At 69.9% G+C, this 25,425-nt stretch carries 24 protein-coding genes; 8 read left to right on the plus strand and 16 right to left on the minus strand.

The features are described 5' to 3' along the window. Positions 1–83 precede the first annotated feature (83 nt). Both BJY20_RS04725 and BJY20_RS04730 read right to left on the minus strand, forming a co-directional pair. Complete coding sequence (locus BJY20_RS04725; protein ID WP_281366017.1) at positions 84–1,526, minus strand: MDR family MFS transporter; 1,443 nt, start codon at positions 1,524–1,526, stop codon at positions 84–86. Positions 1,527–1,540: 14 nt separating this feature from the next. Beyond that, positions 1,541–2,179, minus strand: coding sequence for an acyl-CoA-like ligand-binding transcription factor (locus BJY20_RS04730; RefSeq protein ID WP_185990473.1), 639 nt, complete (start codon positions 2,177–2,179; stop codon positions 1,541–1,543). A 74-nt stretch (positions 2,180–2,253) separates the two neighbouring features. On the opposite strand from BJY20_RS04730, the gene BJY20_RS04735 reads away from it, so the two are divergent. Further along, complete coding sequence (locus tag BJY20_RS04735) at positions 2,254–2,883, plus strand: histone deacetylase (protein WP_185990474.1); 630 nt, start codon at positions 2,254–2,256, stop codon at positions 2,881–2,883. 2 nt (positions 2,884–2,885) lie between these two features. On the opposite strand, the gene BJY20_RS04740 is transcribed toward BJY20_RS04735, so the two are convergent. Further along, on the minus strand, positions 2,886–3,254 hold the full coding sequence (locus BJY20_RS04740) for a hypothetical protein (RefSeq protein ID WP_185990475.1): 369 nt from the start codon (positions 3,252–3,254) through the stop codon (positions 2,886–2,888). Between the two features lie 59 nt (positions 3,255–3,313). On the opposite strand from BJY20_RS04740, the gene BJY20_RS04745 reads away from it, so the two are divergent. Together BJY20_RS04745 and BJY20_RS04750 are read left to right on the plus strand one after the other, a co-directional pair. Continuing rightward, entirely contained in the window at positions 3,314–4,909 is a 1,596-nt protein-coding gene (locus tag BJY20_RS04745) for a hypothetical protein (protein ID WP_185990476.1), read from the plus strand. 10 nt (positions 4,910–4,919) lie between these two features. After that, positions 4,920–6,053, plus strand: coding sequence for a PLP-dependent cysteine synthase family protein (locus BJY20_RS04750; RefSeq protein WP_185990477.1), 1,134 nt, complete (start codon positions 4,920–4,922; stop codon positions 6,051–6,053). Between the two features lie 33 nt (positions 6,054–6,086). Here the strand turns inward: BJY20_RS04750 and BJY20_RS04755 are convergent, their stop codons facing one another. Both BJY20_RS04755 and BJY20_RS04760 read right to left on the minus strand, forming a co-directional pair. Continuing rightward, complete coding sequence (locus BJY20_RS04755; protein WP_185990478.1) at positions 6,087–6,476, minus strand: PIN domain-containing protein; 390 nt, start codon at positions 6,474–6,476, stop codon at positions 6,087–6,089. 18 nt (positions 6,477–6,494) lie between these two features. Continuing rightward, the gene (locus BJY20_RS04760; RefSeq protein ID WP_185990479.1) at positions 6,495–8,069 is read right to left on the minus strand and encodes a cation:proton antiporter domain-containing protein; all 1,575 of its coding nucleotides are present in this window, start codon (positions 8,067–8,069) and stop codon (positions 6,495–6,497) included. A gap of 178 nt (positions 8,070–8,247) precedes the next feature. Between BJY20_RS04760 and BJY20_RS04765 the strand changes: the two genes are divergently transcribed. Then, positions 8,248–9,213: an SPFH domain-containing protein gene (locus BJY20_RS04765; RefSeq protein WP_185990480.1), complete on the plus strand. Its 966-nt coding sequence runs from the start codon at positions 8,248–8,250 to the stop codon at positions 9,211–9,213. 172 nt (positions 9,214–9,385) lie between these two features. Here the strand turns inward: BJY20_RS04765 and BJY20_RS04770 are convergent, their stop codons facing one another. From BJY20_RS04770 to BJY20_RS04790, 5 genes are all read right to left on the minus strand, one after another. Beyond that, complete coding sequence (locus BJY20_RS04770; protein ID WP_185990481.1) at positions 9,386–10,039, minus strand: hypothetical protein; 654 nt, start codon at positions 10,037–10,039, stop codon at positions 9,386–9,388. A 172-nt stretch (positions 10,040–10,211) separates the two neighbouring features. Next, on the minus strand, positions 10,212–11,114 hold the full coding sequence (locus BJY20_RS04775; protein ID WP_185990482.1) for a hypothetical protein: 903 nt from the start codon (positions 11,112–11,114) through the stop codon (positions 10,212–10,214). Between the two features lie 78 nt (positions 11,115–11,192). After that, on the minus strand, positions 11,193–12,278 hold the full coding sequence (gene ychF, locus BJY20_RS04780) for a redox-regulated ATPase YchF (protein WP_185990483.1): 1,086 nt from the start codon (positions 12,276–12,278) through the stop codon (positions 11,193–11,195). A 12-nt stretch (positions 12,279–12,290) separates the two neighbouring features. Next, a complete protein-coding gene (locus tag BJY20_RS04785) occupies positions 12,291–12,578 on the minus strand; it encodes a hypothetical protein (RefSeq protein WP_185990484.1) in 288 nt (95 codons plus the stop codon). Beyond that, a complete protein-coding gene (locus BJY20_RS04790; RefSeq protein ID WP_221935247.1) occupies positions 12,575–13,135 on the minus strand; it encodes an NUDIX domain-containing protein in 561 nt (186 codons plus the stop codon). The genes BJY20_RS04785 and BJY20_RS04790 overlap by 4 nt, the downstream gene beginning before the upstream one ends. Before the next feature lie 63 nt (positions 13,136–13,198). Here BJY20_RS04790 and BJY20_RS04795 point away from each other — a divergent pair, with 63 nt between their 5' ends. From BJY20_RS04795 to BJY20_RS04805, 3 genes are read left to right on the plus strand one after another with little or no spacing between them, the layout of a single operon-like run. After that, complete coding sequence (locus tag BJY20_RS04795; RefSeq protein WP_185990486.1) at positions 13,199–14,410, plus strand: DNA recombination protein RmuC; 1,212 nt, start codon at positions 13,199–13,201, stop codon at positions 14,408–14,410. After that, positions 14,407–14,976, plus strand: a complete 570-nt coding sequence (locus tag BJY20_RS04800; protein WP_185990487.1) for a mycothiol transferase — start codon at positions 14,407–14,409, stop codon at positions 14,974–14,976. The genes BJY20_RS04795 and BJY20_RS04800 overlap by 4 nt, the downstream gene beginning before the upstream one ends. 48 nt (positions 14,977–15,024) lie before the next feature. Beyond that, positions 15,025–15,498: a MaoC/PaaZ C-terminal domain-containing protein gene (locus BJY20_RS04805; RefSeq protein WP_185990488.1), complete on the plus strand. Its 474-nt coding sequence runs from the start codon at positions 15,025–15,027 to the stop codon at positions 15,496–15,498. A gap of 26 nt (positions 15,499–15,524) precedes the next feature. Here BJY20_RS04805 and hutI read toward each other — a convergent pair whose 3' ends face one another. From hutI to hutH, 5 genes are read right to left on the minus strand one after another with little or no spacing between them, the layout of a single operon-like run. Further along, on the minus strand, positions 15,525–16,712 hold the full coding sequence (gene hutI, locus BJY20_RS04810) for an imidazolonepropionase (protein ID WP_185990489.1): 1,188 nt from the start codon (positions 16,710–16,712) through the stop codon (positions 15,525–15,527). Next, positions 16,709–18,091 carry a formimidoylglutamate deiminase gene (locus BJY20_RS04815; RefSeq protein WP_185990490.1) on the minus strand — a complete coding sequence of 461 codons (1,383 nt, stop codon included), beginning with the start codon at positions 18,089–18,091 and terminating at the stop codon, positions 16,709–16,711. Before BJY20_RS04815 ends, hutI begins: the two co-directional genes overlap by 4 nt. Then, positions 18,088–19,371: an allantoate amidohydrolase gene (locus tag BJY20_RS04820; RefSeq protein WP_246297105.1), complete on the minus strand. Its 1,284-nt coding sequence runs from the start codon at positions 19,369–19,371 to the stop codon at positions 18,088–18,090. The genes BJY20_RS04815 and BJY20_RS04820 overlap by 4 nt, the downstream gene beginning before the upstream one ends. Positions 19,372–19,373: 2 nt before the next feature. Next, complete coding sequence (hutU, locus tag BJY20_RS04825; protein WP_185990491.1) at positions 19,374–21,062, minus strand: urocanate hydratase; 1,689 nt, start codon at positions 21,060–21,062, stop codon at positions 19,374–19,376. A gap of 42 nt (positions 21,063–21,104) precedes the next feature. Beyond that, a complete protein-coding gene (gene hutH, locus BJY20_RS04830) occupies positions 21,105–22,664 on the minus strand; it encodes a histidine ammonia-lyase (protein WP_185990492.1) in 1,560 nt (519 codons plus the stop codon). A 255-nt stretch (positions 22,665–22,919) separates the two neighbouring features. Between hutH and BJY20_RS04835 the strand changes: the two genes are divergently transcribed. Then, on the plus strand, positions 22,920–23,660 hold the full coding sequence (locus BJY20_RS04835; protein WP_185990493.1) for an IclR family transcriptional regulator: 741 nt from the start codon (positions 22,920–22,922) through the stop codon (positions 23,658–23,660). A gap of 10 nt (positions 23,661–23,670) precedes the next feature. Here BJY20_RS04835 and BJY20_RS04840 read toward each other — a convergent pair whose 3' ends face one another. Continuing rightward, complete coding sequence (locus BJY20_RS04840) at positions 23,671–25,395, minus strand: AMP-binding protein (RefSeq protein WP_185990494.1); 1,725 nt, start codon at positions 25,393–25,395, stop codon at positions 23,671–23,673. Positions 25,396–25,425: the final 30 nt, after the last annotated feature.

A 25,425-nucleotide genomic window follows, 5' to 3' on the forward strand; every position in this document is an offset into this window, starting at 1 on the left:
ACTTTACGCCGATTTATCTTGATGTCAAGAGACTTCAGGGCAACTCAGCAGAGCAACCCCTCCCCCTTCGCCCCGGCCCCTGATCAGGATCGGCGGGAGGTCTCCCTGATGAAGAAGGAGCCGATGATCCCGACGACGCCGAGGAACCCCGCGACGACGAAGGAGACGTTCGCGCCGTGGATGAGGCCTGCCTTCCCGTAGATCTCGGGGTCGCGGGCGGCCGTGGCCATGACGGTGACGAGGACGGCTGTCCCGACGGCGGCCGCGATCTGGCGCAAGGTGTTGTTCAGCGCGGTGCCGTGCGGGATGAGCCTGGACGGCAGCTGGTTCAGCGCGGCCGTGGTCACCGGCATGATGATCATCGCGGTGCCGAACATGCGCACGGAGTTGACGATCGCGATGTAGGCGAAGGACGTGTCGACGCTCAGGCGCGCGAACATGAAGGTCGTCGCAGTCACGAGCGCGAAGCCGGGGACGGCCAGCCACCGCGCGCCGAACCGGTCGAAGATCCGGCCGGTGATCGGAGACATCAGGCCCATGACCGCGGCCCCCGGCAGCAGCGCCAGACCGGACTCCATCGCCGTGTAGTCGCTCATGTTCTGCATGTAGAGGGGCAGGATCAGCATCCCACCGATCATCACCATGAAGACGCACATGCCCAGCGCGGTGTTGAGCGTGAACATCGGGTAACGCAGGACGCGGAACTCCAGGATGGGCTCCGGCAGCCGTAGCTGCCGGTGGATGAAGACCACGAGCGTGGCGATGCCGACGAGCAGCGGAAGGTAGACCTGCGGGCTGGTCCAGCTGGAGTTCCCGGCCCCGCCGAGGCCGAAGAGCAGCCCGCCGAAACCGACCGAGGAGAGGACGATCGAGGCGACGTCGAGCCGTGGATGGGTCTGCTCGGTGACGTTGCGCAGGATGAAGTAGGCGACCACCACGTCGACGACCGCGAAGGGCAGCATCATCCAGAACAGGATGTGCCACTCGAAGTGGTCGACGATCCACCCCGACAGGCTCGGCCCGATCGCCGGCGCGAAGGCGATGACCAGACCGAAGGTGCCCATCGCCTGCCCACGCTTGCCCAGCGGGAAGATGGCGAAGAGGATCGTCTGCATCAGCGGGATGATGATGCCCGCGCCGCTGGCCTGGATGATCCGCCCGAGGACGAGCACGGGGAAGGTGGGTGCCATCGCGCAGACGAGAGTCCCCGCGATGAACAGCCCCATGGCCGTGAGGAAGAGGGCACGCGTAGTGAACTTGTTGATCAGGAACGCCGTGACCGGGATCATGATGCCGTTGACGAGCATGAAGATCGTCGTCAGCCACTGGGCCGTGCTGGCCGTGATCCCGAAGTCCGCCATGAAGGCCGGCAGCGCCGTGTTCAGCAGCGTCTGGTTGAGGATCATCACGAATGCGCCGGACACGAGCACGGCGAGCACGACGTTGCGGTTGACCGGCAGCGCAGGGGTGACCTCCTCCGCGCTGCTGTCAGCGACGGGGGCGGGGCGGGTGGCGTCCTTCGTCAAGCGGGGGTTCTCCTTCAGCGCCTGGGCGCGTTGGTCGCCTCGGTGAGGACGCCCTGCTGGAGCAGGTCGAAGCCCGAGGCGATCAGGTCGGTGAGCGGGTGGGAGTCATCGGCGACCCAGCGACGGATGGCGACGCGCACGATCCCCAGGGCGATGGCGGCGAGCGTGGCAGGACGCAGGTCTCCGGGGTCGACGTCCATGCGCTCGGCGATGCCTTCGGCGAAGGCGCGCTCGACGGTCGAGAACTGCGCGAGCTGCCGTGCGAGCAGGCCGACGTCGGCCTGGATGAGGCGCTGGCGCTGGAGCGCCTGACCACGACTGGCCTCCATCCCGGCGACAAGGGGACTGTCGATGATGGCGGCGCGCAGGGAGTCGATCGGCGCCTCGCCGTGGGGCCGGGCGACGAGCGCCGCGCGCAGTTGCGGCGCTGCGCCGACCCCATCGGTGACGAGCGCATCCTCCTTGCACGAGAAGTAGTTGAAGAAGGTCCGCGGTGCGATGTCGGCGACCTCGCTGATCCGCGCGACGGTCAACCCGTCGAGCCCCACCTCGAGGGCGATCTCGAGCGCGGCACCTCGGATGGCGCGGCGGGTCTCGGCCTTCTTGCGCTCGCGCCGTCCGAGTGGAGCGATGGTGTCTTCAGCAGTGGGCACGAGCAAACACAGTACGCGCATGTTTGCACAGTGTGCAAACATGCGCGTACTGTGCTGGCGCACAATGGGCGGCGATGTCTGCATCTGATCTCTGGTACGTCAGCTACGGCTCCAACATGTCCCGCCAGCGCCTCGGCTGCTACCTCGAAGGAGGTCGACCGCCCGGCGCAACGGTCACCTGCGTGGGTGCCCGGGACGCCACGATGCCGGCGGCGGACCTGCCGGTCACGCTTCCCGGCAGCCTGTACTTCGCGGGCGAGTCGCCCACCTGGGGTGGCGGCGTCGCCTTCTACGACCACGACGCGCCCCGCGGGACGCCGGCGCGGGCCTACCGGATCACCGTCGGCCAGTTCGTCGACATCGCGAATCAGGAGATGCACCGGGACCCGGGCCCGCACGACCCGCTCGAGGAGGTGCTCCTCGCCGGCCTGCCCGACGCGCGCCACCGCGCAGGCCCGGGCCACTACGAGACGCTCATCGAGGTGGGCCGCCACGAAGGCCTGCCGATGCTCACCTTCACCGCTCCCCACGCAGCCGACGCGGTGGTGCACACGCGACCCCGCCCGGCCTACCTCGCCATGCTCGCGGAGGGACTGGGGGAGGCACACGGCTGGAGCGAGGCTCGGATCGCGGACTACTTCGCCTCCGTGGGCGCGGGCGAAGGGGGCGGGGACACACCCCCTTCGCCCTCCCGGGGGAGATGAGGTCAGCTCTGGCCGGACAGCTGCGTGCGCAGGGCGTCCGCGTCCGGGCCGTGCACACCGAAACCGAGCGAGGTGATCCGCTTGCCCGTGGGCACGTGGCGCAGCGTCTTGCCCTCGAGCGCAAGGTCCGCCGGCGAGGTGACCGGGAAGCGCTTGAGCGTCATGCCGAGCGGGTTGCGCACCTGCACCTCGTCCGGCTCGACCTTGATCAGGGGGTTGATGAACGTGAGCACGCCCAGCAGTGCCAGCACGGCCCCCGCAACGACCGAGATCCACTGCTGATCGAGCAGGGAGATGATCAGGAGCAGGGCACCGATCACCATGAGGGCGATGGCGAGGAATCGGTTGGACGCGATGGTCATTGGCTGCATGGCCGGGAGTCTATGTGCCATCCCCTCCCCCGGATCTCCACGCCCGCTACGGTGCCACAGTGAGCATCCAACGACAGCCCGCGACGACGCAGGTGAGCCACGAGCGCGCCGAGGGAGACCGCGTCCGACGACGGGTGGAGCTGCTCGTCGACATCACCTCCCGGGTCGGTGAGTACCGCGACGGCCTGACACCCGCAGCCGCGCGCCTGACCGACCACGAGGCGGCGATCATCGAGGGCCTCGAGCGACACGGGCTGGACGTGCTGCAGCTGAGGGAGGTCCTCTGGGGCGGGCACGTCCTCATCGACGACCCCGATCTCTACGAGCAGTGGCGTTTCCCCACGTCGCGCGAGCGCCTCTCGAGTCACCACAAGAACGTGGACAAGCGGCAGTTCCCCGATCTCGGGCTCAAGGGTCCGCTCGTGCGGGAGAAGCTGCACGGCCGCACGAAGACGGGGACGTGGCTGCAGTTCGAGAAGACCCCGGCGGCGATGGGGCACGGCTTCCGACTCCCGACGTGGAACGACGTGCTCCACCTGTGCGACTACGTCGTGTACCGCATCACCAAGAGCAACGTCGGGCCGTGGGGACTGTCCCGGCAGACCGAGCGACGACCGATGTACCTCTCCCCGGCCATCGCCTCGTCGGTCCCGGTGCCACCGGCGGCCCTCGACGAGCTGACCGCCGCACTGGAGCGGGTCGAGGACGCGGACGACACCACGTCCGCCTCACCCGATCTCGCGCGGCACTTCCCGCCGCCGAACCGGAGCAGTACGGCAGCAGAGCTGGTCCTCGACCCCGGGACCCGCAACGGACGCGGCATGTTCGGTGCCGCCGACATCCACGTCCACCAGGGGCAGGTCCACGACGCCCGACGAGCGCTCGACGAGGCCCGCGCAGCCGAGCCACCCCGGTGGACCCTGCCGCCCACCGCACCCACAGGAGGACGCATGACCAACGCCCCGACGAGCGCCGACATCCCGGCCGAGACCTTGGCGAACCTGGTGGACCTCGTCGAGACGGGCCCGGTCCTGCTCGGGGCATACACTCTGGCGGAGATCGACGCCGTCGGGGCGATCGAGCACCTCTTCGAGGAGAAGCCCGCCCCCGCGCTCATCGCCGAGGCCGTGCGTTCCCTCGCCGCCCGCAACCTCATCTCCACCGACCGGGGTTGTGACGAGTTGAAGGTGCGGGGCGACCTCGGCATCGCCACCGCGGTCCAGCACCGCTCCCGGGTGGCCATCGATGCCCGCGTCACCGGCACGGAGCCGGACCAGCCGTGGCGATTCATCCTCATGCCGCAGCCGGAAGGGATCACTCTCGAGGTGCTCATCGATGCCCTCGGCATCCACTCCTACTCCCTGCGTGACCACCAGCAGGCGATCGAACGACTGTGGGAGCGCCTGCCTTCGGGTGGTCGCGGGCCCGCGGACGCCGATGCGGATGCTCTCCTCGAGCGCAGCCCACACACCGCCCTGGTCACGGTCAACCGGTGGGACGAGTCCGGTGCGCACACGAGCACGGACCTCGTCCTGGCCCAGGAGGGCGGTGACTGCCACGCCTTCGTCCGCAGCGAGCAGTCCCCGGACACCCTGGTCGCCACGGGCAAGGATGACGACGAGTGGCGTGCGCTGGTCCTCGGCGCCACGTCCTGAGAGGAGCCCCATGACCAGTCATTCCGCCCAGCCGCCCACGCCGGCCGTCGCCGCCGAGGAGGACGTCAACCGGTACGACCCCCACCACCGACAGTGGCTCGCGTCCGCCATCCGGAAGGTGCGCAGCGACGCCAACCGCTCGGCCGACACCCATCTGGTCAAGGTGCCGCTACCGGTGCACTGGGGCGTGGACCTGTACCTGAAGGACGAGTCAGTGCACCCGACCGGTTCGCTGAAGCACCGGCTGGCTCGTTCCCTCTTCCTGCACGCCCTCTGCAATGGCTGGATCCACCCGGACAGACCCGTCATCGAGGCGTCCAGCGGATCGACCGCGGTGTCCGAGGCCTACTTCGCCTCGCTGATCGGCGTCCCCTTCTGCGCGGTCATGGCCCGCTCGACGAGCCGGCAGAAGGTCGACCTCATCGAGTTCCACGGCGGCTCCTGCCACTTCGTCGACAACGCCGACGAGGTCTACGCGGTCGCCGCCCAGCTCGCCGAGGAGCGCGGTGGGCACTACATGGACCAGTTCACCTACGCCGAGCGGGCCACCGACTGGCGCGGCAACAACAACATCGCCGAGTCGATCTTCGACCAGATGGCCATGGAGGAGCACCCCGAGCCCGCCTGGGTCGTCGCGACCGCCGGCACCGGCGGTACGTCCGCGACCCTGGCCCGGTATGTCCGCTACACCGGTCGGTCGACGGGCATCTGCGTCGCTGACCCGGAGAACTCCGCCTTCTTCCCCGGGTGGCGCGACCACGACCCCTTCGTCACGACGCAGATCGGCTCACGCATCGAGGGCATCGGACGGCAGCGGGTCGAGTCGAGCTTCATCGCCTCGAGCATCGACCGGATGGTGCGTGTGCCCGATGCGGCTGCCGTCGCCTCGATCCTGCTGCTGGAGGAGTTGATCGGGGCCCGGGCGGGCGCCTCGACGGGGACAAGCATGTGGGCCTCGCTGCGGATCGTGTCCGAGATGGTCGAGGCAGGCACGAAGGGGAGCATCGTCTCCCTGATCTGCGACCCGGGCGAGCGCTACCTCGACAAGTACTACTCGCAGGAGTGGCTCGAGGAGAACGACATCGACATCGAGCCCTACCAGCGGCGACTGGAGGACTTCATGCGTACCGGCGTCCTGCCCTGAAGGGTCAACCAGCCGGCCACCGAGCGCCTGACCTCAGTTCGATCGCACGACCCGGGGCCCCACGACGCGAGCTCCCAGACTGACCACCCGTGACCGCAGACCCCGGTCCGCGGTCACGACCACCACGCCTTCGCCCTGTGCAGTGGACTGCTCAGCGACCTCCACGATGCAGTCGTCCCCGATGCCGGGAGCATCGACCACTCGCACCGCCTCGGAGGACTCGACGCCTCGGGCACGCCCCTCGACGACGAGCACCACCAGCGGGGTCTCATCCAGGTCCAGAGCACGGCGGAGGTCGTCCGGCGAGATGGAGTCACGCAGCCGTCTCGTCGCTGCGACCCGGTCCCGCCACCAGCCATCCGGGACGCTGCCGACGCAGTTGGCTGCGTCCACCACCACGGTCACGCGCACGGATCCAGACATCGCTACCCCTTCGTCGGGTCACTGGTCCGGCGGGCTCACCGCGAGGCCCGCCAAGGAGTGCCCAGCACCCGCATAGATGTTCAGCACAGCATGCACGCCGTGGGCAGCCAAGTGCTCGACCTGGTCCGGATGTTGCGCCACCGCGACGACTCGGCCATCGAAACCCGCATCGTGGAGCCGCTCGAGGGCGAAGGTGTTCGAGTCGTGGAAGGCCATCGCCAGCACGACGGTGGTGACAAATCCACCCGAGACCAGTCGGGTCCAGAACTCCAGGTCGGTCGCGTCCCCCTCCAGCACGTTGAGCCCGTGATCCTCCAGTCGGGTGATCACCGCGTGGTCGTTGTCGATGCCCAGAACCGACAGCTGCCTCTCGTGGGCCAGTCGCTCGTACGCGGCCCGGCCCACGCGGCCCATGCCGAGGACGACCACATCGGACCCGCTGGTGTCGATCGGACGGTCGGACGGTCGCAGCTTCGCCGTGTCCTGGTCAGGGAGCCTGGCACTGAGCGCAGAGGTGAGCCGAAGTCCGTGAGCGTTGGCCAACGAGGACCCGACCATGCTCACGGCGACGGCAATCGCCACGACCGTCAGCCAGCGCTCGGGCAGCAACGCACCGGTCACGCCGACCGCAGTGACGATGATGGAGAACTCGGAGAAGTTGCTGAGCACCAGCCCGGTTCGGATCGTGGTGCGGTTGCGCATCCCGAAGGTCCGACCGAGGAACACGTACCCGATGAAGGTCAGCGGCAGCAGGACGAGGCACAACAGCACGGCCAGTCCGGCATCCGCCCAGGTCGGCGCCGAGCCCATGCCGATGGTGAGGAAGAACCCGATCAGGAACAGTTCCTTGAGACTGAACAGCGTCTTCGACATCTCGATCGCGCGAGGATGGCTCGCGAACAACAGCCCCATCACCAGGGCGCCGAGATCACCCGTGATACCCACGGCCTCGAAAGCAAAGTACCCGGGGCCGAGCGCCATGGCGACGCCGAAGAGCACCAGGAGCTCGTCGTGCCCGACAAGGTCCAGGACCCGTCGCAGCAGCCATGCGGCGGGCAGGAGGAGTACCAGGCCGAAGGCCCACGGGCTCAGCGGCTCATCGCTGGTCGCCGAGATGAACGCGACCGCCAGCAGGTCCTGGATCACCAGGATCGCGATCGCGGTCTGCCCGTAGAACGAGCCATCATCGGAACGTTCCTCCAACACCTTCACGCACAGCACGGTGGATGAGAACGAGAGCGCGAACCCGATGAGCACCACGGTGTGCCAGCCGTCCAGCACGGTGAGCCCCAGTGCGCCCGCCAGCCCGAGCGTGCCGGCACCGACGAGAACGCTCAACACCATGTGGACCACAGCGGTCCCATAGGCCTCGGGACGCAGCAGGGACCGGACGTTGAACTTCAGACCGATGGTGAACAGCAGGAGCGTGACGCCGATACCGGCCAACTGCTCCAACCCGGGGAAGGGCGCGATCTCCATGGCACCGAGCACGAAACCCGCGGCCAGGAAGCCGACCAGCGCCGGAACACGCAGAACGTGAGCGACCGTGCCGAACGCCGTGGCAGCGATCAGCGTCAGGGCGATGTCGTTCACAGCGGCTCTCCTTCGTTCCCGAGCGGACTCTAGCGGCAGCTGTTGGGCACGTGCTTGCCGTCACCACGAGAGCACGGCGCACGCCTCTCGCGCGATCCGCGCGAGTGCGCCGCTGGCTACGAATGGTGCCCGTCGCTAGCGTGCAGGAGCACGACCCTTCCAACCTACGGAGTCCGCCATGGAACTACTGATCACCCTTGCCGTCATCGCCATCGTCGTGGTGGCGGTGGTGACCCTCGTCTTCGGAGGCCTGCGAACCAGCATCTTCTTCACGGTGAAGACGCAGGAGAACGTCATCGTGGAGCGGTTCGGCAAGTTCAAGAAGGTGGCCAAGCCGGGGCTGAACATCAAGACGCCCTTCGTCGAGACGACAACGAAACCGATCTCGCTGCGCGTGCGACAGCTCGAGGTCAACATCGAGACCAAGACCCAGGACAACGTCTTCGTCACCATCCCGGTGGCCGTGCAGTACGTCATCGGCGAGGAGAACGTCGTCGATGCCTACTACAAGCTGGACAACCCGGAGGAGCAGATCCGCTCCTACGTCTTCGACACCGTCCGGTCATCGCTGTCGACGATGACCCTGGACACCTCCTTCGAGTCCAAGGACGACATCGCCTCGGCTGTGGAGTACCGGCTGTCGGAATCCATGGCGCGCTACGGCTTCCAGATCGTCAACACGCTGGTGACCGACATCTCGCCCGACCAGAAGGTGCGGGACTCCATGAACTCCATCAACGCCGCCCAGCGGGACCGCGTCGCCGCCCAGTCGCTGGCCGAGGCGGACAAGATCAAGCGGGTGACCCAGGCCGAGGCCGAGGCCGACTCCCGCCGGTTGCAGGGTGAGGGCGTCGCCGCGCAGCGCAAGGCGATCGCCACCGGCATCGCCGAGCAGTACGAGATGCTCAAGCAGGCCGGCATCGAGGACACCGCCCAGCAGCTGTTGCTGATGACCCAGTACTTCGACACCTTGGGGGACGTCGCCCGCAACGGCCGGTCGAACGTCCTCTTCCTGCCGTCGAACCCGGGATCCCTGGGAGATCTCTTCCAGGAGGTTCGCAACTCACTGCTGTCGGCCCAGGAGGCAGACCGGGCCGCCAACTCTGTCGACACCGGCTTCGGGCCCGGCTCCCCCCAGGAGTAACCGCCGCGGGCCGGGGCCCGGACCGCGGCGTCGGCGTGAAGTCACACCTGGCGGCGCCGCCATGTGTGCGCCCCCGGCCAGCAAGGCGTCGATCTGCGGTACTGCTCGTGGGACGATCCTCGCGGAACCGCGAACGGGACGTCGTGGGGGTGGGGTTGCTGACCGACCCCGGTCATCGCTGGGTGCGACTGGGGTGTCCGAACATCTGGTGTGCGACGTTGATCAGTTGCATCACATCGGCCTGCCGCATCCCCTCCACACCCGGAACGTAGATCCAACGGTGCCCACGATTCCAGGCCGGACCCGTGGACGGCGAGATGCGCCTGCGCAGATGCGCCGACGTGCGCTCGTTCACGTTGACGAGCCCTGACGGAGTCAGCGGCATCACGGCCCGTAACGTCCACCCACTGCTGTACTCCGCGCGCACCATCATGTTTCTCGCCGGCCCGAAGTCCCGCCACGGGATCGGTCCGACACCCCTGAGCGTCAGACCGGATGCCTCGAGCACCACCGGGGAGTGCTCCACGCCCACGTGCCGGCTCAGGCTGCGGCGCCACCACAGAACGAGTGCCACCAGGCCCGCCAGCATCGCGGCCACCATGGCCATGCCCACCACGGTGGCCGCAGTGATCCGAGAGGAGCCATTGACGGCCGCCACGATGACGGTGACCAACCCAGCACAACCGGCCACGCCGATCATGATCAGGAGCACCAGAGTGAGGCCGCGCGTCCAACGCGACCACAACGCAGGGCGTCCCGGCAGCCGCACACGGCCGGTGTCGCGGAGTTCACGCATGGCCGACTGGCGTGTCACGGTCGCCTGCATGTGGCCGACCCTATCTGTGGCTCCGTCGTGCCCCACCATTTGACCGAGGTCACGGATGCAGTCAGGCCTTCGGCATGCCTTCATGACGTGGCGGCGAGGACGGTGGCCAGCTCCTGCTCTTGCCCTCCTCGGGCCCGGACCCTAAGCGTTCGCCCATCTCGTCATCGCGTTCTCAGCGAAACGGCAGCAGCTCCTGTGGGAGGGATCCGGTGGCGAGGAGGGTGTTCAGGGCGTCGACGAACTCGTGGCCCTCGTCCGAGTTCTTCGGGCTGAGCTTCAGGGACGAGCCATCGTGCATCTTGATCCGCACCACATCGCGGAAGAACCTCTTCTCGTACACCGCTTCGCGCACGTCCGATGGGGCCCGGTCCTTCGTTCGCTGCCCCGGGGCCCTGCCCCACATGACCCGCCGGTCCGTGACTGCGAGGTACGCGGTGCTGACCTCGACCGGGTCGATGAGCACCAGGAATGTGTGCTCCCCGGGATACAGCCAGCCGAGTGCGGGCCCCGAATGGACCTCCTCGCAGTTCCACAGATGACGGGAGGCCAGGATGGCTCGGTCCCATGCTGCGCGCATCCGGTTCTCGACGGAGTCCGGAGAGTAGGTCCCCCGTGCATGCCGCGCCGCAACCACGTCTGCGGGTGGCATCGGTGCGGGGACCCGTCCGGTCGTGGCGAGGGCCTGGAGCGCGTGTGCGAAGCGGATCCCGTCCTCGACCGTGCACGGCTCGATCGACAGGTCCCAGGCGGAGCGCACATCGATCTCGACTTTGTAGTACAGGCCGGGGCGATAGGACGCTCCCCGCACGTCGCCGGTCGGGACCGCGCGCTTCCGCTTGATGTCCTTCGGCGCATACCCCACGGCGTTCCACCGACCGAGGATCACCTCGTCGCGCGTGACGAGGACGATCCGCGGCTTGTCGTCCGGGATGCCGGGCAGCGCGAGGAGCACCTCCTCGTCCGGGTCGAGGAGCTGGTCGGCGATGTCCTCGGGCATCATCAGGCGACGGCGGATCGTCGTGCCGGACAGCGCTCTGGCAAGGCTCGCGCGGGCTCGGCTCGTTCCGTGAGACATGCCGACACCCTAGACAAGGACAGGTGGCCACATCGCCCGCCGCACTCCCGCGCAGCTGGCAACCTCGGTCGTGGCCGGCTACACGTTGAAGCGGAAGTCCACGACGTCGCCGTCGGCCATGACGTAGTCCTTGCCCTCCATACGCACCCGTCCGGCCTCCTTGGCCTTGGCCATCGAACCGTGGGTGTCGAGGTCCTCGAAGGAGACGATCTCGGCCTTGATGAAGCCGCGCTCGAAATCGGTGTGGATGACCCCCGCCGCTCGGGGCGCCTTGTCCCCGCGGTGGATCGTCCACGCGCGCGACTCCTTGGGCCCGGCGGTGAGGTAGGTCTGCAGCCCGAGGGTGTTGAAGCCCTTGCGGGCCAGCTGGTCCAGGCCCGGCTCGTCGATGCCGACGGCCTCGAGGAGCTCGCGGGCGTCCTCGTCGTCGAGCTCGGCGACCTCGGACTCGAGCTTGGCGTTGAGGAAGATCGCCTCGGCCGGCTCGACGAGGGCCTGCATCCGGTCCTGGAAGTCGGTGTCGGTCAGCTGGTCCTCGTCGACGTTGAAGACGTAGAGGAAAGGCTTGGTCGTCAGCAGCCCGAGCTGACGGGCGATCTCCATGTCGACCCCGGCTGCTTCCCCCTTCGCGAAGAGGGTGTCGCCCGCCTCGAGCACTGCCTGCGCGGCCAGGGCGGTGTCGAGGACTGCCTTGTCGGTCTTCTTGCCCTTGATCTCCTTCTCCAGACGCGGGACCGCGCTCTCGAGGGTCTGCAGATCGGCGAGGACGAGCTCGGTGTCGATCGTCTCCATGTCCGAGGCCGGATCGATGGTCCCGTCGACGTGGGTGACGTCGTCATCGACGAAGGCACGCACCACCTGGCAGATCGCGTCCGACTCACGGATGTTGGCGAGGAACTTGTTGCCCAGCCCCTCCCCTTCGCTCGCGCCGCGCACGATGCCGGCGATGTCGACGAAGGAGACCGTCGCGGGGAGGATCTTCTCGCTGGAGAAGATCTCGGCGAGCCGCTTCAGCCGATCATCCGGCAGCGGGACGACGCCGACATTCGGCTCGATGGTCGCGAAGGGGTAGTTCGCGGCGAGGACGCTGTTCTTCGTCAGAGCGTTGAACATCGTCGACTTGCCGACGTTGGGGAGACCGACGATTCCGATGGAGAGTGCCACGGGGACGAGAGTCTACCGGTGCGAAGGGGGCGACTCACCCCGGCCGGTTCCCGCGGCCACCCAGCGGCGCAGGACGAGGCGCACGATCCACCAGCTGGCAGCGAAGAGAAGAAGGAGCCCGAGCAGCCCCGGCCAGGACCCTCCAGAGGTCGCGACGACCGGGACGAGCAGCAGGCAGACGAGCACGGGCACGGCCGCGACGAGCAGGATCATGTCCTTGACCGTCTCGCGCCCCCACAGGCTGAACAGCGACGGGGGTGGTCGTCGGGGTGGCCGCGGATCGGGCAGCCCGTCGCTCACATGCCGTCCCGGCGGGCGGAATTTTCCAGGAAGGCAGTGTCCTCACGCCCGTCGAGGGCCACCCCGGCGAGCATCTCGGCGGTGTATCCCGCGGTGTGCTCGGCGATCGTCGCCTGGTCCGCCCAGTGCACTGCCGTGATCTCACGAGGCTGCAGCACCGCCCGCTCGAGGGTGTCCTCCGGGACGTGGCCGAGGTCGAAGAGGCACAGCAGCGCGTCGTCCCACCCTCGGTAGGGCGGCAGCCAGTTGACCGCGAGCAGGCCCTGCACGCGCAGATCGAGGCCGAGCTCCTCGTGGACCTCGCGCTCGACGCAGTCAGCGGGCGACTCGTCGGGATCGACGATCCCGCCGGGCAGGTCCCAGTCCGTCTTGTAGGTCAGCTCGCACAGGGCGATCCGGTCCCCGTCGGTGCGCAGGATGCCCTGGGCGATGAGGCGCTTCTTGGGCATCCGGGCGTTGAGGACCTTGATGAAGGCCAGCCGCCCCTTCTCGGTGCCGAGGTCGGTGCGCTTGCTGGCCTCCTTGACCTCGTCCTCGGTGGGCTCCTCTGACGACATGGTCACGAGGCTACCCGCGGGCCGCGCCCCCGCGCTGTCAGTGGTCGCTGGTTGGGTGACCACATGGACATCACGAGCCTGATCACCGGACTGCTGGTGGGCACCCTCCTCGGTGGCCTGCTCGCGTGGCTGGCGGCGCGCGCCCGGGTCGTGGGGCTGGGCGCCGAGCGCGACGGCCTGCGCGAGCGGATGACAGACATGGAGGCGAGTCTCGGTGCGGACACCGAGACCGCGGCCGCGCTGGCCCCGATGGGCGAGGCGCTCCGGCGGGTCACGCGCAAGGTCGAGCAGCTCGAGCGGGACCGGGTGGACCAGTTCGCGACCGTGCGCGACGCGTTGGGCCGGGTGGAGCAGACCACGACGCGGGTCGGCCACGAGGCCGCGTCCTTGGCGTCCTCCCTGCGCGTCTCGTCGGTGCGTGGCGCGTGGGGCGAGGTACAGCTGCGGCGGGTCCTGGAGGTGTCCGGGCTGATGGCGCGGTGCGACTTCGAGGAGCAGGCGAAGGGGACGACCCCCTCCGGTCTGGACGTGCGCCCCGACGTCGTGGTCCACCTGCCAGGCGAGAAGAATCTCGTCGTCGACGCGAAGGCGCCGATGAGCCAGTGGCTGCAGGCCCAGGCGGAGGACATCGACCCTGACGAGCGGTCCCGCCTCATGGAGGGTCACGCCGCTGCCCTGCGCGGCCACGTCGCCACCCTGGCGAGCAAGGCCTACTGGACGGCCTTCGACCCCTCCCCCGAGATGGTCGTGTGCTTCGTCCCCTCCGATGCCACCCTCGCGGCTGCGCTCGCACAGGCTCCCGGGCTGCACGAGGAGGCGATGGCGAGCAAGGTCGTCCTGGCGTCCCCGAGCACACTGCTCGCCCTGCTGCGCACCGTCGCCTTCACCTGGCAGCAGGACGCCGTCACCCGGGATGCCCGCGAGCTGCTCACGGTCGGCCGCGAGCTGTACGCCCGCCTGGGGATCCTCGGCGAGCACGCCACGCGCATGGGGCGCTCACTGCAGCGGTCCGTCGAGGACTACAACCGACTCGTCGGATCGCTCGAGTCGCGTGTCCTCGTCAGCGCCCGGCGGATGGGGGAGATCGGGGTCACGACCGACGAGATCGACGAGGTACCGGCGGTCACCACCACGCCCCGCCCACTCACCGCACCCGAGCTCATCGATGCGGTCACCGCAGCGGACGCCCGACCCGACCTGGACCTCGAGGGGGTGGCGCACCCCGACCGTCACCGCAAGGATGGGGTGACCAGCCGACGCGAGGAGTCGTCATGACCAACACCCACGGGAGCCCGCCCGACTGGGAACCACCCTTGACTGGCACCGACGCCGAGCAGGTCGTCGCGGCTCTCGACCGCCAGCGCTCGACCTTCCGGTGGAAGGCCGAGGGCCTCGACGCCGACGGCCTCACCCAGCGGATCGGCGCGTCGTCCCTCACGCTGGCCGGCCTGCTCAACCACCTCGCCTTCGTCGAGGACCTCTACTCCGGCCACGAGCTCTCGGGCACCGACGTGGACGCTCGGTGGCACAGCCTCCAGCAGGAGGGCGGATGGACAGCGCACTTCAGCCCCGACGCCACGCCGGAGGAGCTCTACGCCCTCTACGACGGTGCAGTGGCCCGCTCACGCGAGCGCATCGCCGCAGCTCTCGTGCAGGGTGACCTCGAGCAGCCGACGCACATGGGCATCCCCGACGTGGGCCAGGCCAACCTGCGCCGGCTGCTCCTCGACCTCCTCGAGGAGTACGGCCGCCACACGGGGCACGCCGACCTCCTGCGTGAGGCCGTCGACGGCCGGGTCGGGGAGGATCCTGACGAGGGCTGGGTGCCTCCGTGGTACTGAGCCCATTCTTCCAGGACCGGGGTGCTCGCGCACTGGCAAACTCACCTCATGACAACTGAGCAGGGTTCGCCCGCGGACTGGTACTTCGAGGACTTCGAGGTCGGTCAGGTCTTCCGTACGCAGGGGCGCACGATCACCGAGGCGGACATCGTCTCCTTCGCCGGATGGAGCTGGGACACCAACCCGGTGCACACCGATGCCCAGTTGGCTGGCACAGGGCGCTTCGGCCAGCCGATCGCCCATGGCGTGCTCGGGCTGTCGGTCGCCATGGGTCTGGCCTCGCGCCTGGGCATCTTCGAGCGCTGCTCGATCGCGCTGCTGGGCATCGAGGGCTGGCATTTCACCCACCCGGTCGTCGCCGGGGACACCGTCAGCTGCGCGGTCCACATCACCGGCGTGCGTGCGACGAGCAACGGTCGTGCCGGGATCCTCGACCGGCAGTTCGTCCTGACCAACCAGGACGGCACCGTCGTGCAGCAGGGCGCCATCGGGCTGATGGTCTCGCGGCGACCCGCTGCCTGACTTCCGGGACACCCCTTCGCGGTTGCTCAGTCCCCTGCGACCTCCAGGGCCCGCGCGATCGGTACACCGGCGCGGTAGGCCAGGTGCAGGTGGTTCGGGGCCTGGAGGACGGCCAGGTCGGCACGCGCGCCGATCTCGATGCGGCCGATGTCCTCGCGACGCAGGGCACGCGCACCACCGCGGGTCGCGGCGACGACTGCCTCGCTGGGTGTCATCCCCATCTCCCGTACGGCGAGGGCGATCATGAAGGGCATCGAGCTGCTGAAGCAGGTGCCCGGGTTGCAGTCGCTGGCGATGGCGACCGATACCCCGGCGTCCAGGAGGGCCCGCGCGTCGGGGTAGGGCGACTTCGTCGAGAACTCCACACCGGGCAGCAGGGTGGCGGTGGTCGTCGCGGCGCTGTCCACGAGCGCGTCGACGTCGGCGTCCGACAGGTACGTGCAGTGGTCGACACTCGCCGCACCCATCTCGCAGGCGAGCCGGACCCCGGGACCGTGGTCGATCTGGTTGCCGTGCACCCGCAGCTCCAGTCCGGCGTCGCGACCGGCGGCCAGGACCCGACGCGACTCCTCACCGGTGAAGGCATGGGGTGAGGCCGGCTCGCAGAACACGTCGATCCAGCGCGCGTGCGGTGCGCACGCCTGCAGCATCTCGCCGACGACGAGGTCGACGTAGCCGTCACGGTCCTCGCGCATCTCGGGCGGGACGAAGTGGGCTCCCAGGTAGGTCACCTCGTCGGTGACCTCGGCGGCCAACTGCAGGGCGCGGACCTCGTGCTCGACGGCGAGTCCGTAGCCGGACTTCACCTCGACCGTCGTCGTCCCCTGGGCGCGCATCTCGGCGACCCGCGCCTGCAGTGCTGCTCGAAGCCGCTCGTCGCCGGCCGCCCGGGTAGCCGCGACGGTCACGCCGATCCCGCCACCGTCGTAGCGCTGCCCCGCCATCCGTGCGGCGAACTCCGCGGAGCGGTCCCCGTCGAAGACGAGGTGCGCATGGCTGTCGACGAACCCGGGGAGCACGCACCGCCCCCCGACGTCGAGGACCTCGTCCGCGGCCGGCGCCGAGGACGCCGGACCGACCCAGACGATGGTGCCCGGACCCGGCCCGGTCCCCTCGACGACGACGGCCTGGCCGGACCGGGCGCCGATGCCCCCTTCGCCCGTGCCGTCGCAGGTGACGAGCTCGCCGATGTCGGTGATGAGGGTGCTGGTCATGGGGTCGATCCTCCCGTGTCGTTCGTTGCCTGCCCGCTCCACGGTGCCAGTCCGCGCTGCAGCAGGGCAGCCACGTCGCCCAGGCGGTGCATCCCTTCGGCGACGACGTGCTCGCCCGCGACGACGACGTCGGTGACGTCCGTGGCCGAGGCGGTCAGGGGCACCTGCTCCGGTGCCGAGCCGATGGTCCGCACGCTGTCGGTGCGCACGGCGACGAAGTCCGCGAGCGCCCCCTGCGCGATCCGTCCGCCGTCCCAGCCGAGGCAGGCGTACCCCTCGTACGTGGCCGACGCGAGCAGCTCTGCAGGAGTGAAGCGCCCACGCTCGAGGCTGCGCAGGCGCTCGTGGCCTTCGAGCCCCTGCAGCTCGGCGAAGGGGTCGATGGTCACGTGCTGGTCGGTTCCCAGGCAGAGTCGTGCCCCGACGTCGAGCAGCTCGCGCGCCGGCCCGATCCCATCACCCAGGTCGCGCTCGGTCATCGGGCAGAAGGCCGCGAAGGCCCGCGCCCGCCCCAGACCGGCGATGTCCTCCTCGGACAGGTGCGTCGCGTGCACGGCGGTGAAGCGTGAGTCGACCAGCCCGGCTCGTGACAGCAGTTGCACGGGCGTGCACCCGTGCACCGCCTGCGTGGCCTCGACCTCGCCGACCTGCTCGGACACGTGCGCGTGCAGCACGTCGATGCCGTGGGCGTCCAGGGCCTGGCGCACAGCGGCCAGGTCGTCGGCGGGCACGGCCCGCACCGAGTGCACCGCTGCGCCAACGCGCGCGGTCCCGGTCTCGACGCGATCAGCGAAAGCCCTTGCGGCCCAGGCCTGCACGCTCCCGTCGCCGTATCGCTGCTGCAGGGCGTCCAGCGATCGGTAGCCGTGCGCGTCGAGTCCTCCGGTGAGGTAGATGGTGTCGAGCAACGTCAGCCGGATTCCCGCCTCGGCCGCGGCGGTGACGACGGCCTCACGCATGGCATCGTGTTCGTAGGGCGTCCCGCCCGGCGCGTGGTGGACGTAGTGGAACTCCCCGACGACGGTGAACCCGGCGAGCACCATCTCCGCGAAGACCGCCCTCGCCAGGTCGAGGTAGCGCTCCGGTGTCAGCGTCGCGGCGACCTCGTACATCCGCTCGCGCCAGGTCCAAAAGCTGCCGCCATCGCCATGGGTGCGTCCACGCAGCGCCCGATGGAAGGCATGGCTGTGCGCATTGGCCAGCCCGGGCAGGAGCAGCCCCGGCAGGCGCACATCCGTCTGCGCGGGCTCGATGTCCGGCTCGACGGCGTGGATCCGGCCTGCCTTCGTGGTGATCCGCACCTGCGCGCGGATGCCCTCCGGCAGCATGGCGAAGGGGGCGTGCCAGCTGGTCGTCCCAGCTGCGGTCACCGCGCTCATGGCTCCACCGCGACCAGGTCCTCGAGCACGCACGTGAGCGCATCGACGCCGGTGTGGCAGTCGGCCTCCTCGGCGAACTCCTGCGGGCTGTGCGAGATCCCGGTCGGGTTGCGCACGAAGAGCATCGCTGAGGGCACGCCCGCTGCGGCGAGCACGCCCGCGTCGTGGCCGGCGCCCGTCGACAGCAGCGGCACGTCCTGCCCACCGCGCACGGCGGCGTGGACCCGCGAGGTGAGATCGGCGGTGAAGGGGGTGTCGTCCGTCCAGGACTGCTCGGCGACCTGACCGCCCAGGTCGGCCACGCGCGAGGAGACCTCGGTGACCGTCGCCCGGACCGCGGAGGTGTCCGCGCCGCGCGCGTCGAGCCACAGCCGTACGTGGCTGGCGATGGCGTTGATGCCGTTCGGGGTGGCCTCGAGCCGTCCGACGGTGGCGACGCACCCGTAGCGCTCCGCCGCGGCCCGCACCGCGAGGGTCACCTCGGCCGCGAGCAGCATCGCGTCGCTGCGGTCGGCGATCGCGGTCGTGCCCGCGTGGTTGGCCGTGCCGGGCAGGTCGATGCGCCACCGGCCGTGCGGGTGGATCGAGGCGCCCACGGCGACGGCACCGCCCCAGGCATCGACACCCGCTGACGCCTCGTCCAGTCGCAGCCGGGCCAGACGACCTGGGTCACCGAGCGCCTGTCCCTGCTCGACGTGCAGCTCGACGAAGGCACCGATCCGGCGCAGCATGTCCTCGTCCGCGCCGTACTCACCCGGGTCGCGCCCGCTCGCGCGCAGGGCGTCGGCCATGGACACCCCGTCGACGTCGGTCAGGCCAAGAGCCCGCTCGGCAGTCATGGCACCGCTGAGGACGCGCGACCCGGCGCAGGCGACGCCGAACCGTGCCCCCTCCTCGTCGACGAAGTTGGCGACCGCCAACGGACGGGCCGGTCTCACCCCCTTCGCGCGCAGGGCGTCCACGGCAGCGAAGCCGGAGACGACACCCAACGGGCCGTCGAAGGCACCGCCGTCGGGCACCGAGTCCAGGTGGCTGCCGGTGACGACGCCACCCTGCCCGGTCGCGGTGACGTGCGCGTCCACGTCACCCCACCAGGCGAACTGGTTGCCCACGCGGTCCTCGAGGACGTCGAGTCCACGGGCGTGCGCCTGAGCGACGAACCACTCCCGCAGCGTGGCGTCCTCGCGGGTCCAGGCGTACCGGCGGTACCCACCGGTCCGGCCGTCACGACCGACGGGATCCAGGTCGGCCCACATCGAGGCGAAGGGGGATCCCGCCATGGTCAGGCCCCGCCCCCGTCGCGGATGGTCGGTTTCATCGGCACACGCACACCACGCTCCTGCGCGACGTCCGCGGCCCGCGAGTATCCGGCGTCGACGTGCCGCAGCACGCCCATGCCGGGGTCGTTGGTCAGCAGGCGCTCGAGCTTCTGCGCCGCGAGGTCGGTGCCGTCGGCGAGACCGACCTGGCCGGCGTGGATGGAGCGGCCCATGCCGACGCCGCCACCGTGGTGCAGCGACACCCAGGTCGCGCCCGAGGAGGTCGCGGTCAGCGCGTTGAGCAGTGGCCAGTCGGCGACGGCGTCGGTGCCGTCGAGCATGCCCTCGGTCTCCCGGTAGGGCGAGGCGACGGAGCCGGAGTCGAGGTGGTCGCGACCGATGACGATCGGCGCCGTGACCTTGCCATCACGCACGAGCTCGTTGAAGAGCATCCCGGCCCGGTGCCGCTCGCCGTAGCCGAGCCAGCAGATGCGCGCGGGCAACCCCTCGAACTCCACGTGCTCGGCCGCGGCGTCCAGCCACGAGTGCAGGTGCGTGTTGTCGGGGAAGAGCTCCTTGAGCGCCTCGTCGGTGACCCTGATGTCCTCCGGGTCGCCGGACAGCGCCACCCAGCGGAAGGGGCCCATACCTTCGCAGAAGAGCGGGCGGATGTACGCCGGGACGAAGCCGGGGAACTCGAAGGCCCGGGTGTAGCCCGCATGCCGGGCCTCGTCGCGGATGCTGTTGCCGTAGTCGAAGACCTCGGCGCCCTCATCCTGGAACTCGACCATCGCGCTCACCTGGGCGGCCATCGCCTCGCGGGCCTTCTTGGTGAAGCCGTCCTCGTCCGCCTCGGCCTCGCGCTTCCAGTCCTCGAGAGCGATCTCGGCGGGCAGGTAGCTCAGCGGGTCGTGCGCGCTCGTCTGGTCGGTGACGACGTCGATCTCGACCTCACCGGCGCGGTGACGCCGCAGGATCTCGGGGAAGACCTCGGCGGCATTGCCGACGAGACCGACGGACAGGGCGCGCTCCTCCCCCTTCGCCGCCACGACCTGGGCCAGGGCGTCGTCGAGGTCCGTGGTCACCTCGTCGAGGTAGCGCTTGGACTGTCGACGCTCCAGACGGGTCTCGTCGACGTCGACGACGATGCAGGCACCGCCGTTGAGGGTGACGGCGAGCGGCTGCGCGCCGCCCATGCCACCGCAGCCACCGGTGAGGGTGATGGTGCCGGCGAGCGTGCCGCCGAACCGCTTGCGGGCGACCGCGGCGAAGGTCTCGTAGGTGCCCTGGAGGATGCCCTGGGTCGCGATGTAGATCCACGACCCAGCCGTCATCTGGCCATACATCATCAGGCCCTCGGCCTCGAGCTTGCGGAAGTGCGGCCAGTTGGCCCAGTCACCGACGAGATTGGAGTTGGCGATGAGCACGCGCGGAGCCCACTCGTGGGTGCGCAGGACACCGACCGGCTTGCCCGACTGCACCAGGAGGGTCTCGTCGGACTCGAGGTCCGTGAGCACCTTCACGATCGCGTCGAAGGCCTCCCAGGACCGGGCCGCGCGACCGGTGCCGCCGTAGACGACGAGGTCGTCGGGGCGCTCGGCCACCTCGGGGTCGAGGTTGTTCTGCAGCATGCGCAGCGGGGCCTCGGTCTGCCAGCTCTTGGCGGTGATCTCGGTGCCGCGCGGGGCGCGGACCAGGCGGGCTCCGTCCATGGGGCTCACTCCTTCGTGATGGTTGGTGAGGTCAGTGCCGAGTTAGTTCAAGGAACCGGTCGCCGACTCGGCGGCGGCGACGACGGTGCGGTCCACGATGGCGCCGTGGACGGCCGCCAGCTCGGGCGCCAGGACGCGGTCCGGACCGGGGGCGACGTCCCCGCGCTCGGCAAGAGCCGCGATGACGGCCCCCGTGGCCGGAGCAGGGCGAAGGGGGGCCCGCAGCGCGATCCCCCGTGCTGCGGTGTAGAGCTCGATCCCGACGACCCGGGAGAGCGCGTCGACGCTGCGGCGCAGTTTGCGGCCGGCGCCCCAACCCATCGACACGTGGTCCTCCTGCATCGCACTGCTGGGGATGGAGTCGACGCTCGCCGGGGCGGCCAGGCGCTTCATCTCGCTGACCATGCCGGCGGCGGTGTACTGGGCGATCATCAGCCCGGAGTCGACGCCCGGGTCGTGCGCCAGGAAGGGCGGAAGGCCGTGGTTGCGGGCCGGGTCGAGGAATCGGTCGGTGCGCCGCTCGCTCATGCTCGCGACGTCGGCGGCGACGATCGCGAGGAAGTCCAGGACGTAGGCGAGCGGAGCGCCGTGGAAGTTGCCGTTGGACTCCACCCGACCATCGAGGGTGACGACCGGGTTGTCGATGGCAGCAGCGAGCTCCTGCGCGGCGACGGTCGCGGCGTACTCGACGGTGTCCCGGGCACCGCCGTGCACCTGCGGGGAGCAGCGAAGGGAGTACGCGTCCTGGACGCGGGTGCAGGCCTGCGGATCGCGGTGGCTCTCCCGGATCGGGCTGTCGGCGAGGACCTTGCGCATGTTCTCCGCAGCACGGGCTTGGCCGGGGTGCGGGCGCAAGGCCTGCAGGTCCGCGGCGAAGACGTCATCGGTGCCGAGCAGGCCCTCGATGCTCATCGCGGCGGAGATGTCGGCGGTGGTCAGCAGCGTGCGCAGGTCGTCGATGGCCAGGCACAGCATCCCGAGCATGCCGTCGGTGCCGTTGATCAGGGCCAGGCCCTCCTTCTCGAGGAGCTCGACCGGCGCGAGGCCAGCGCTCGAGAGTGCCTGCGCGGCGTCGACCACGTCACCGCCGGCGACGCGGACGCTGCCCTCACCCATCAGGACGAGCGCGCAGTGGCTCAGCGGCGACAGGTCACCCGAGCACCCCAGGGAGCCGAACTCGTGGACGACGGGGTTGATCCGCTCGGTCAGCAGGGCGAGGTAGAGGCGCAGGGTGTCCTCGCGGATGCCGGTGCGGCCGGTGGCCAGGGTCTGGATGCGCAGCAGCATCAGCGCGCGCACGACCTCCTCCTCGACCTCGGGCCCGCTGCCCGCGGCGTGGCTGCGCACGAGCGAGCGCTGCAGCTGCGCGCGCTTCTCGTGCGGAATGTGCTTGGTCGCCAGCGCACCGAACCCGGTGGACACGCCGTAGTGCGCCACGGTGTCCTCGGCCAGACCCTCGACGATCGCCCGCGCGGCCCGGACCCGCTCCCAGGCGGCATCGCTGATGGCCACCGGCGCCCGGTGGCGGGCAACCGCCACGACCTCCTCGACGGTCAAGGGCCGGTCGCCGATGGTCACGGTGCTCTGGTTCTGCGTCGTCATGTCCCCATGCAACCCGCTGAGCAGGCCGTGCGGGACCACACCGGAGACGTTAGTGTCTGGAATGCGAGACAATGCTCCCTTGGTCGCCGCGGGTGAAGGAAGGGGATGGCCCTTGGCGCACAGTCCGCACGACCGGGTGCACCGCTCGCCCAGGTGCACGGTGCGGACTGTGGCCTGAGTCGGGCCAAACCCCTCCCTTCGCCCGCTTCACGGCACCGCACCCGAACGCCCGAACGCAACGAAGGAGGACCGTTCATGGCCAACGCAACGGCGGCGGGTCACGCCCTTCGTGCCCTGACGCACCTGGCCAGTCGCGCCGAGCCGGTCCCTGCAGCGCACCTGGCGCGGGCGCTCGGGCTGCCGCGCAGCTCGACGTACCACCTGCTCACGGTGCTCGTGGAGCACGGCTACGTCGTGCACTACGCGGAGGACCGTGCCTACGGCCTGGGGTCGGCGGTGCACGAGCTCGGTGCCGGGTACCAACGGCAGGACCCGCTGCAGCGGCTCGCCCGACCGCACGTCGAGCGCCTCGTCGACACCACGACGCACAACGCCCACCTGGCAGTGCTCACCGGCCGTGACGTGCTGTACGTCATCGAGGAGCGCGCCGCCGGCCGCCCGTCGCTGGTGACCGACGTCGGGGTGCGCCTGCCGGCCACGCTCACCGCGAGCGGTCTGGCCGTGCTGGCCGCCCTTCCCCGACGCCAGGTGACGGCGCTCTACCCCTCGGCCGCGGTGATGGTCGATGGCGGACCGGAGACCCCCTCGGCGCTGCGGCGTGAGCTCGTCACGACGCGGGCGCGCGGGTACGCACTCGAGGTGGGCAGCATTCAGCCGGAGCTGTCGTCGGTGGCCTCCGCCGTACGCGACCGCGATCGTCACCCCGTCGCCGCGGTCGCGATCACGTTCCGCAACGAGGAGATCGATCAGGTGGCCCAGGCCGAACTCGCCTCGGCCACCCAGAGGGTGGCCGAGGCGATCGGCTCGAGGCTGTGACCCGGGGGCGTCAGCCCTTGATCTCCGGGAACATGTCGTCGCGCCACTCGCGACCGTCCCCGTACACCTCCACGTCGTCGGCGCCGGTGGCCAGGCCCTCCTCGCGATGCCGCAGCTCGACCCGCCGGATCTTGCCGGAGATCGTCTTGGGCAGCTCAGCGAACTCCAGACGGCGCACCCGCTGCCACGGAGCGAGGTGCTCGCGGGCGTGGGCGAGGATCGCCCTGGCGCTCTCCTCGTCGGGCTCGTGGCCGGGGGCCAGCATGATGTAGGCCTTCGGCACGGCCAGGCGCACCTCGTCCGGGGCCGGCACGACCGCGGCCTCGGCGACGGCAGGGTGCTCGATGAGCACCGACTCCACCTCGAAGGGCGAGACCTTGTAGTCGCTGGCCTTGAAGACGTCGTCGGTCCGCCCGATGTAGGTGATGTAGCCGTCCTCGTCACGGGAGGCGACGTCGCCGGTGTGGTAGAAACCGCCCTTCGTCGCCTCGGCGTTGCGCTCCTCGTCCCCGAGGTAGCCCTTCATGAGGGAGACGGGCCGCCGAGCGAGGTCGATGCAGATCTCGCCCTCGCCGACGCCATCGACCACCGCGTCCGACATCGGGTCGACCAGCACGATCGGGTAGCCCGGCAACGGCTGGCCCATCGACCCGGGGACGACCTTGGTGCCGGGGACGTTGCCGACGGCCGCCGTCATCTCGGTCTGCCCGTACCCGTCGCGCAGTGGCAGGCCCCAGTGCCTGTCCACCTGGGAGATCACCTCGGGGTTGAGTGGCTCACCGGCCCCGATGACCTCGCGCAGCGCCTTCGGACGACCCGCGGAGAGGTCGGCGTTGATGAGCATGCGCCACACGGTGGGCGGGGCGCAGAACGTCGTGACCTCACGCTCGACGAGCTGCTGCAGCAACGCCGACGCGTCGAAGCGGGCGTAGTTGTAGACGAAGATCGTCGCCTCGGCGATCCACGGCGCGAAGAAGTTGGACCACGCGTGCTTGGCCCAACCCGGGCTGGAGATGTTCAGGTGCACGTCCCCGGGCTGCAGACCGAGCCAGTAGGCCGTCGTCAGGTGCCCCACCGGGTAGGAGGCCTGGGTGTGCTCGACCAGCTTGGGCCGGGAGGTGGTCCCCGAGGTGAAGTAGTAGAGCAGCGGGTCACCCGGGGTGGTGCCCGGGTGCTCGGCGGGCGGGGCGTCGCTCTCCTGCGCGGAGCGGATGTCGGACCAGCCTTCGGCATCTCCGACGCTGATCCGGCCGTACTCTCCGGGGACGTCCGCGAAGGTGGCGGCATCGCCCGCGTTGGCGATGACGAAGGTCGCACCGCCGCGGGTGATCCGGTCGGTCAGATCGGCCGGCCCGGCTGCGGTGGTCGTCGGCATGACGATGGCCCCGAGCTTCATCAGACCGAGCATGGTCTCCCAGAGCTCGAGCTGGTTGCCGAGCATCACGATCACCGGGTCGCCCTTCGTCACCCCCTGCCCGGCGAGCCAAGCGGCGACCCGGTCGGAGCGGACGGCCATCTCGTCGAAGGTGACCTCGACGGACGAGCCGTCCTCCTCGACGAGGACCAGAGCCGGGCGACGGCTGCCCCGGGCGACGGCGTCGAACCAGTCGACGGCCCAGTTGAACTGCTCCCCCACGTCGGGGAAGACGAACTGCTCCCGCGCCTCACCTGCCCGACCACGCAGGTCGAGCAGGTGGTCACGGGCCTGACGGTAACGATCGGTTGCGAGGCTCATGGACCCAACATCTCACGGACGTGAGCGAGG

Source organism: Janibacter cremeus (assembly GCF_013409205.1).
Lineage (GTDB): Bacteria > Actinomycetota > Actinomycetes > Actinomycetales > Dermatophilaceae > Janibacter > Janibacter cremeus.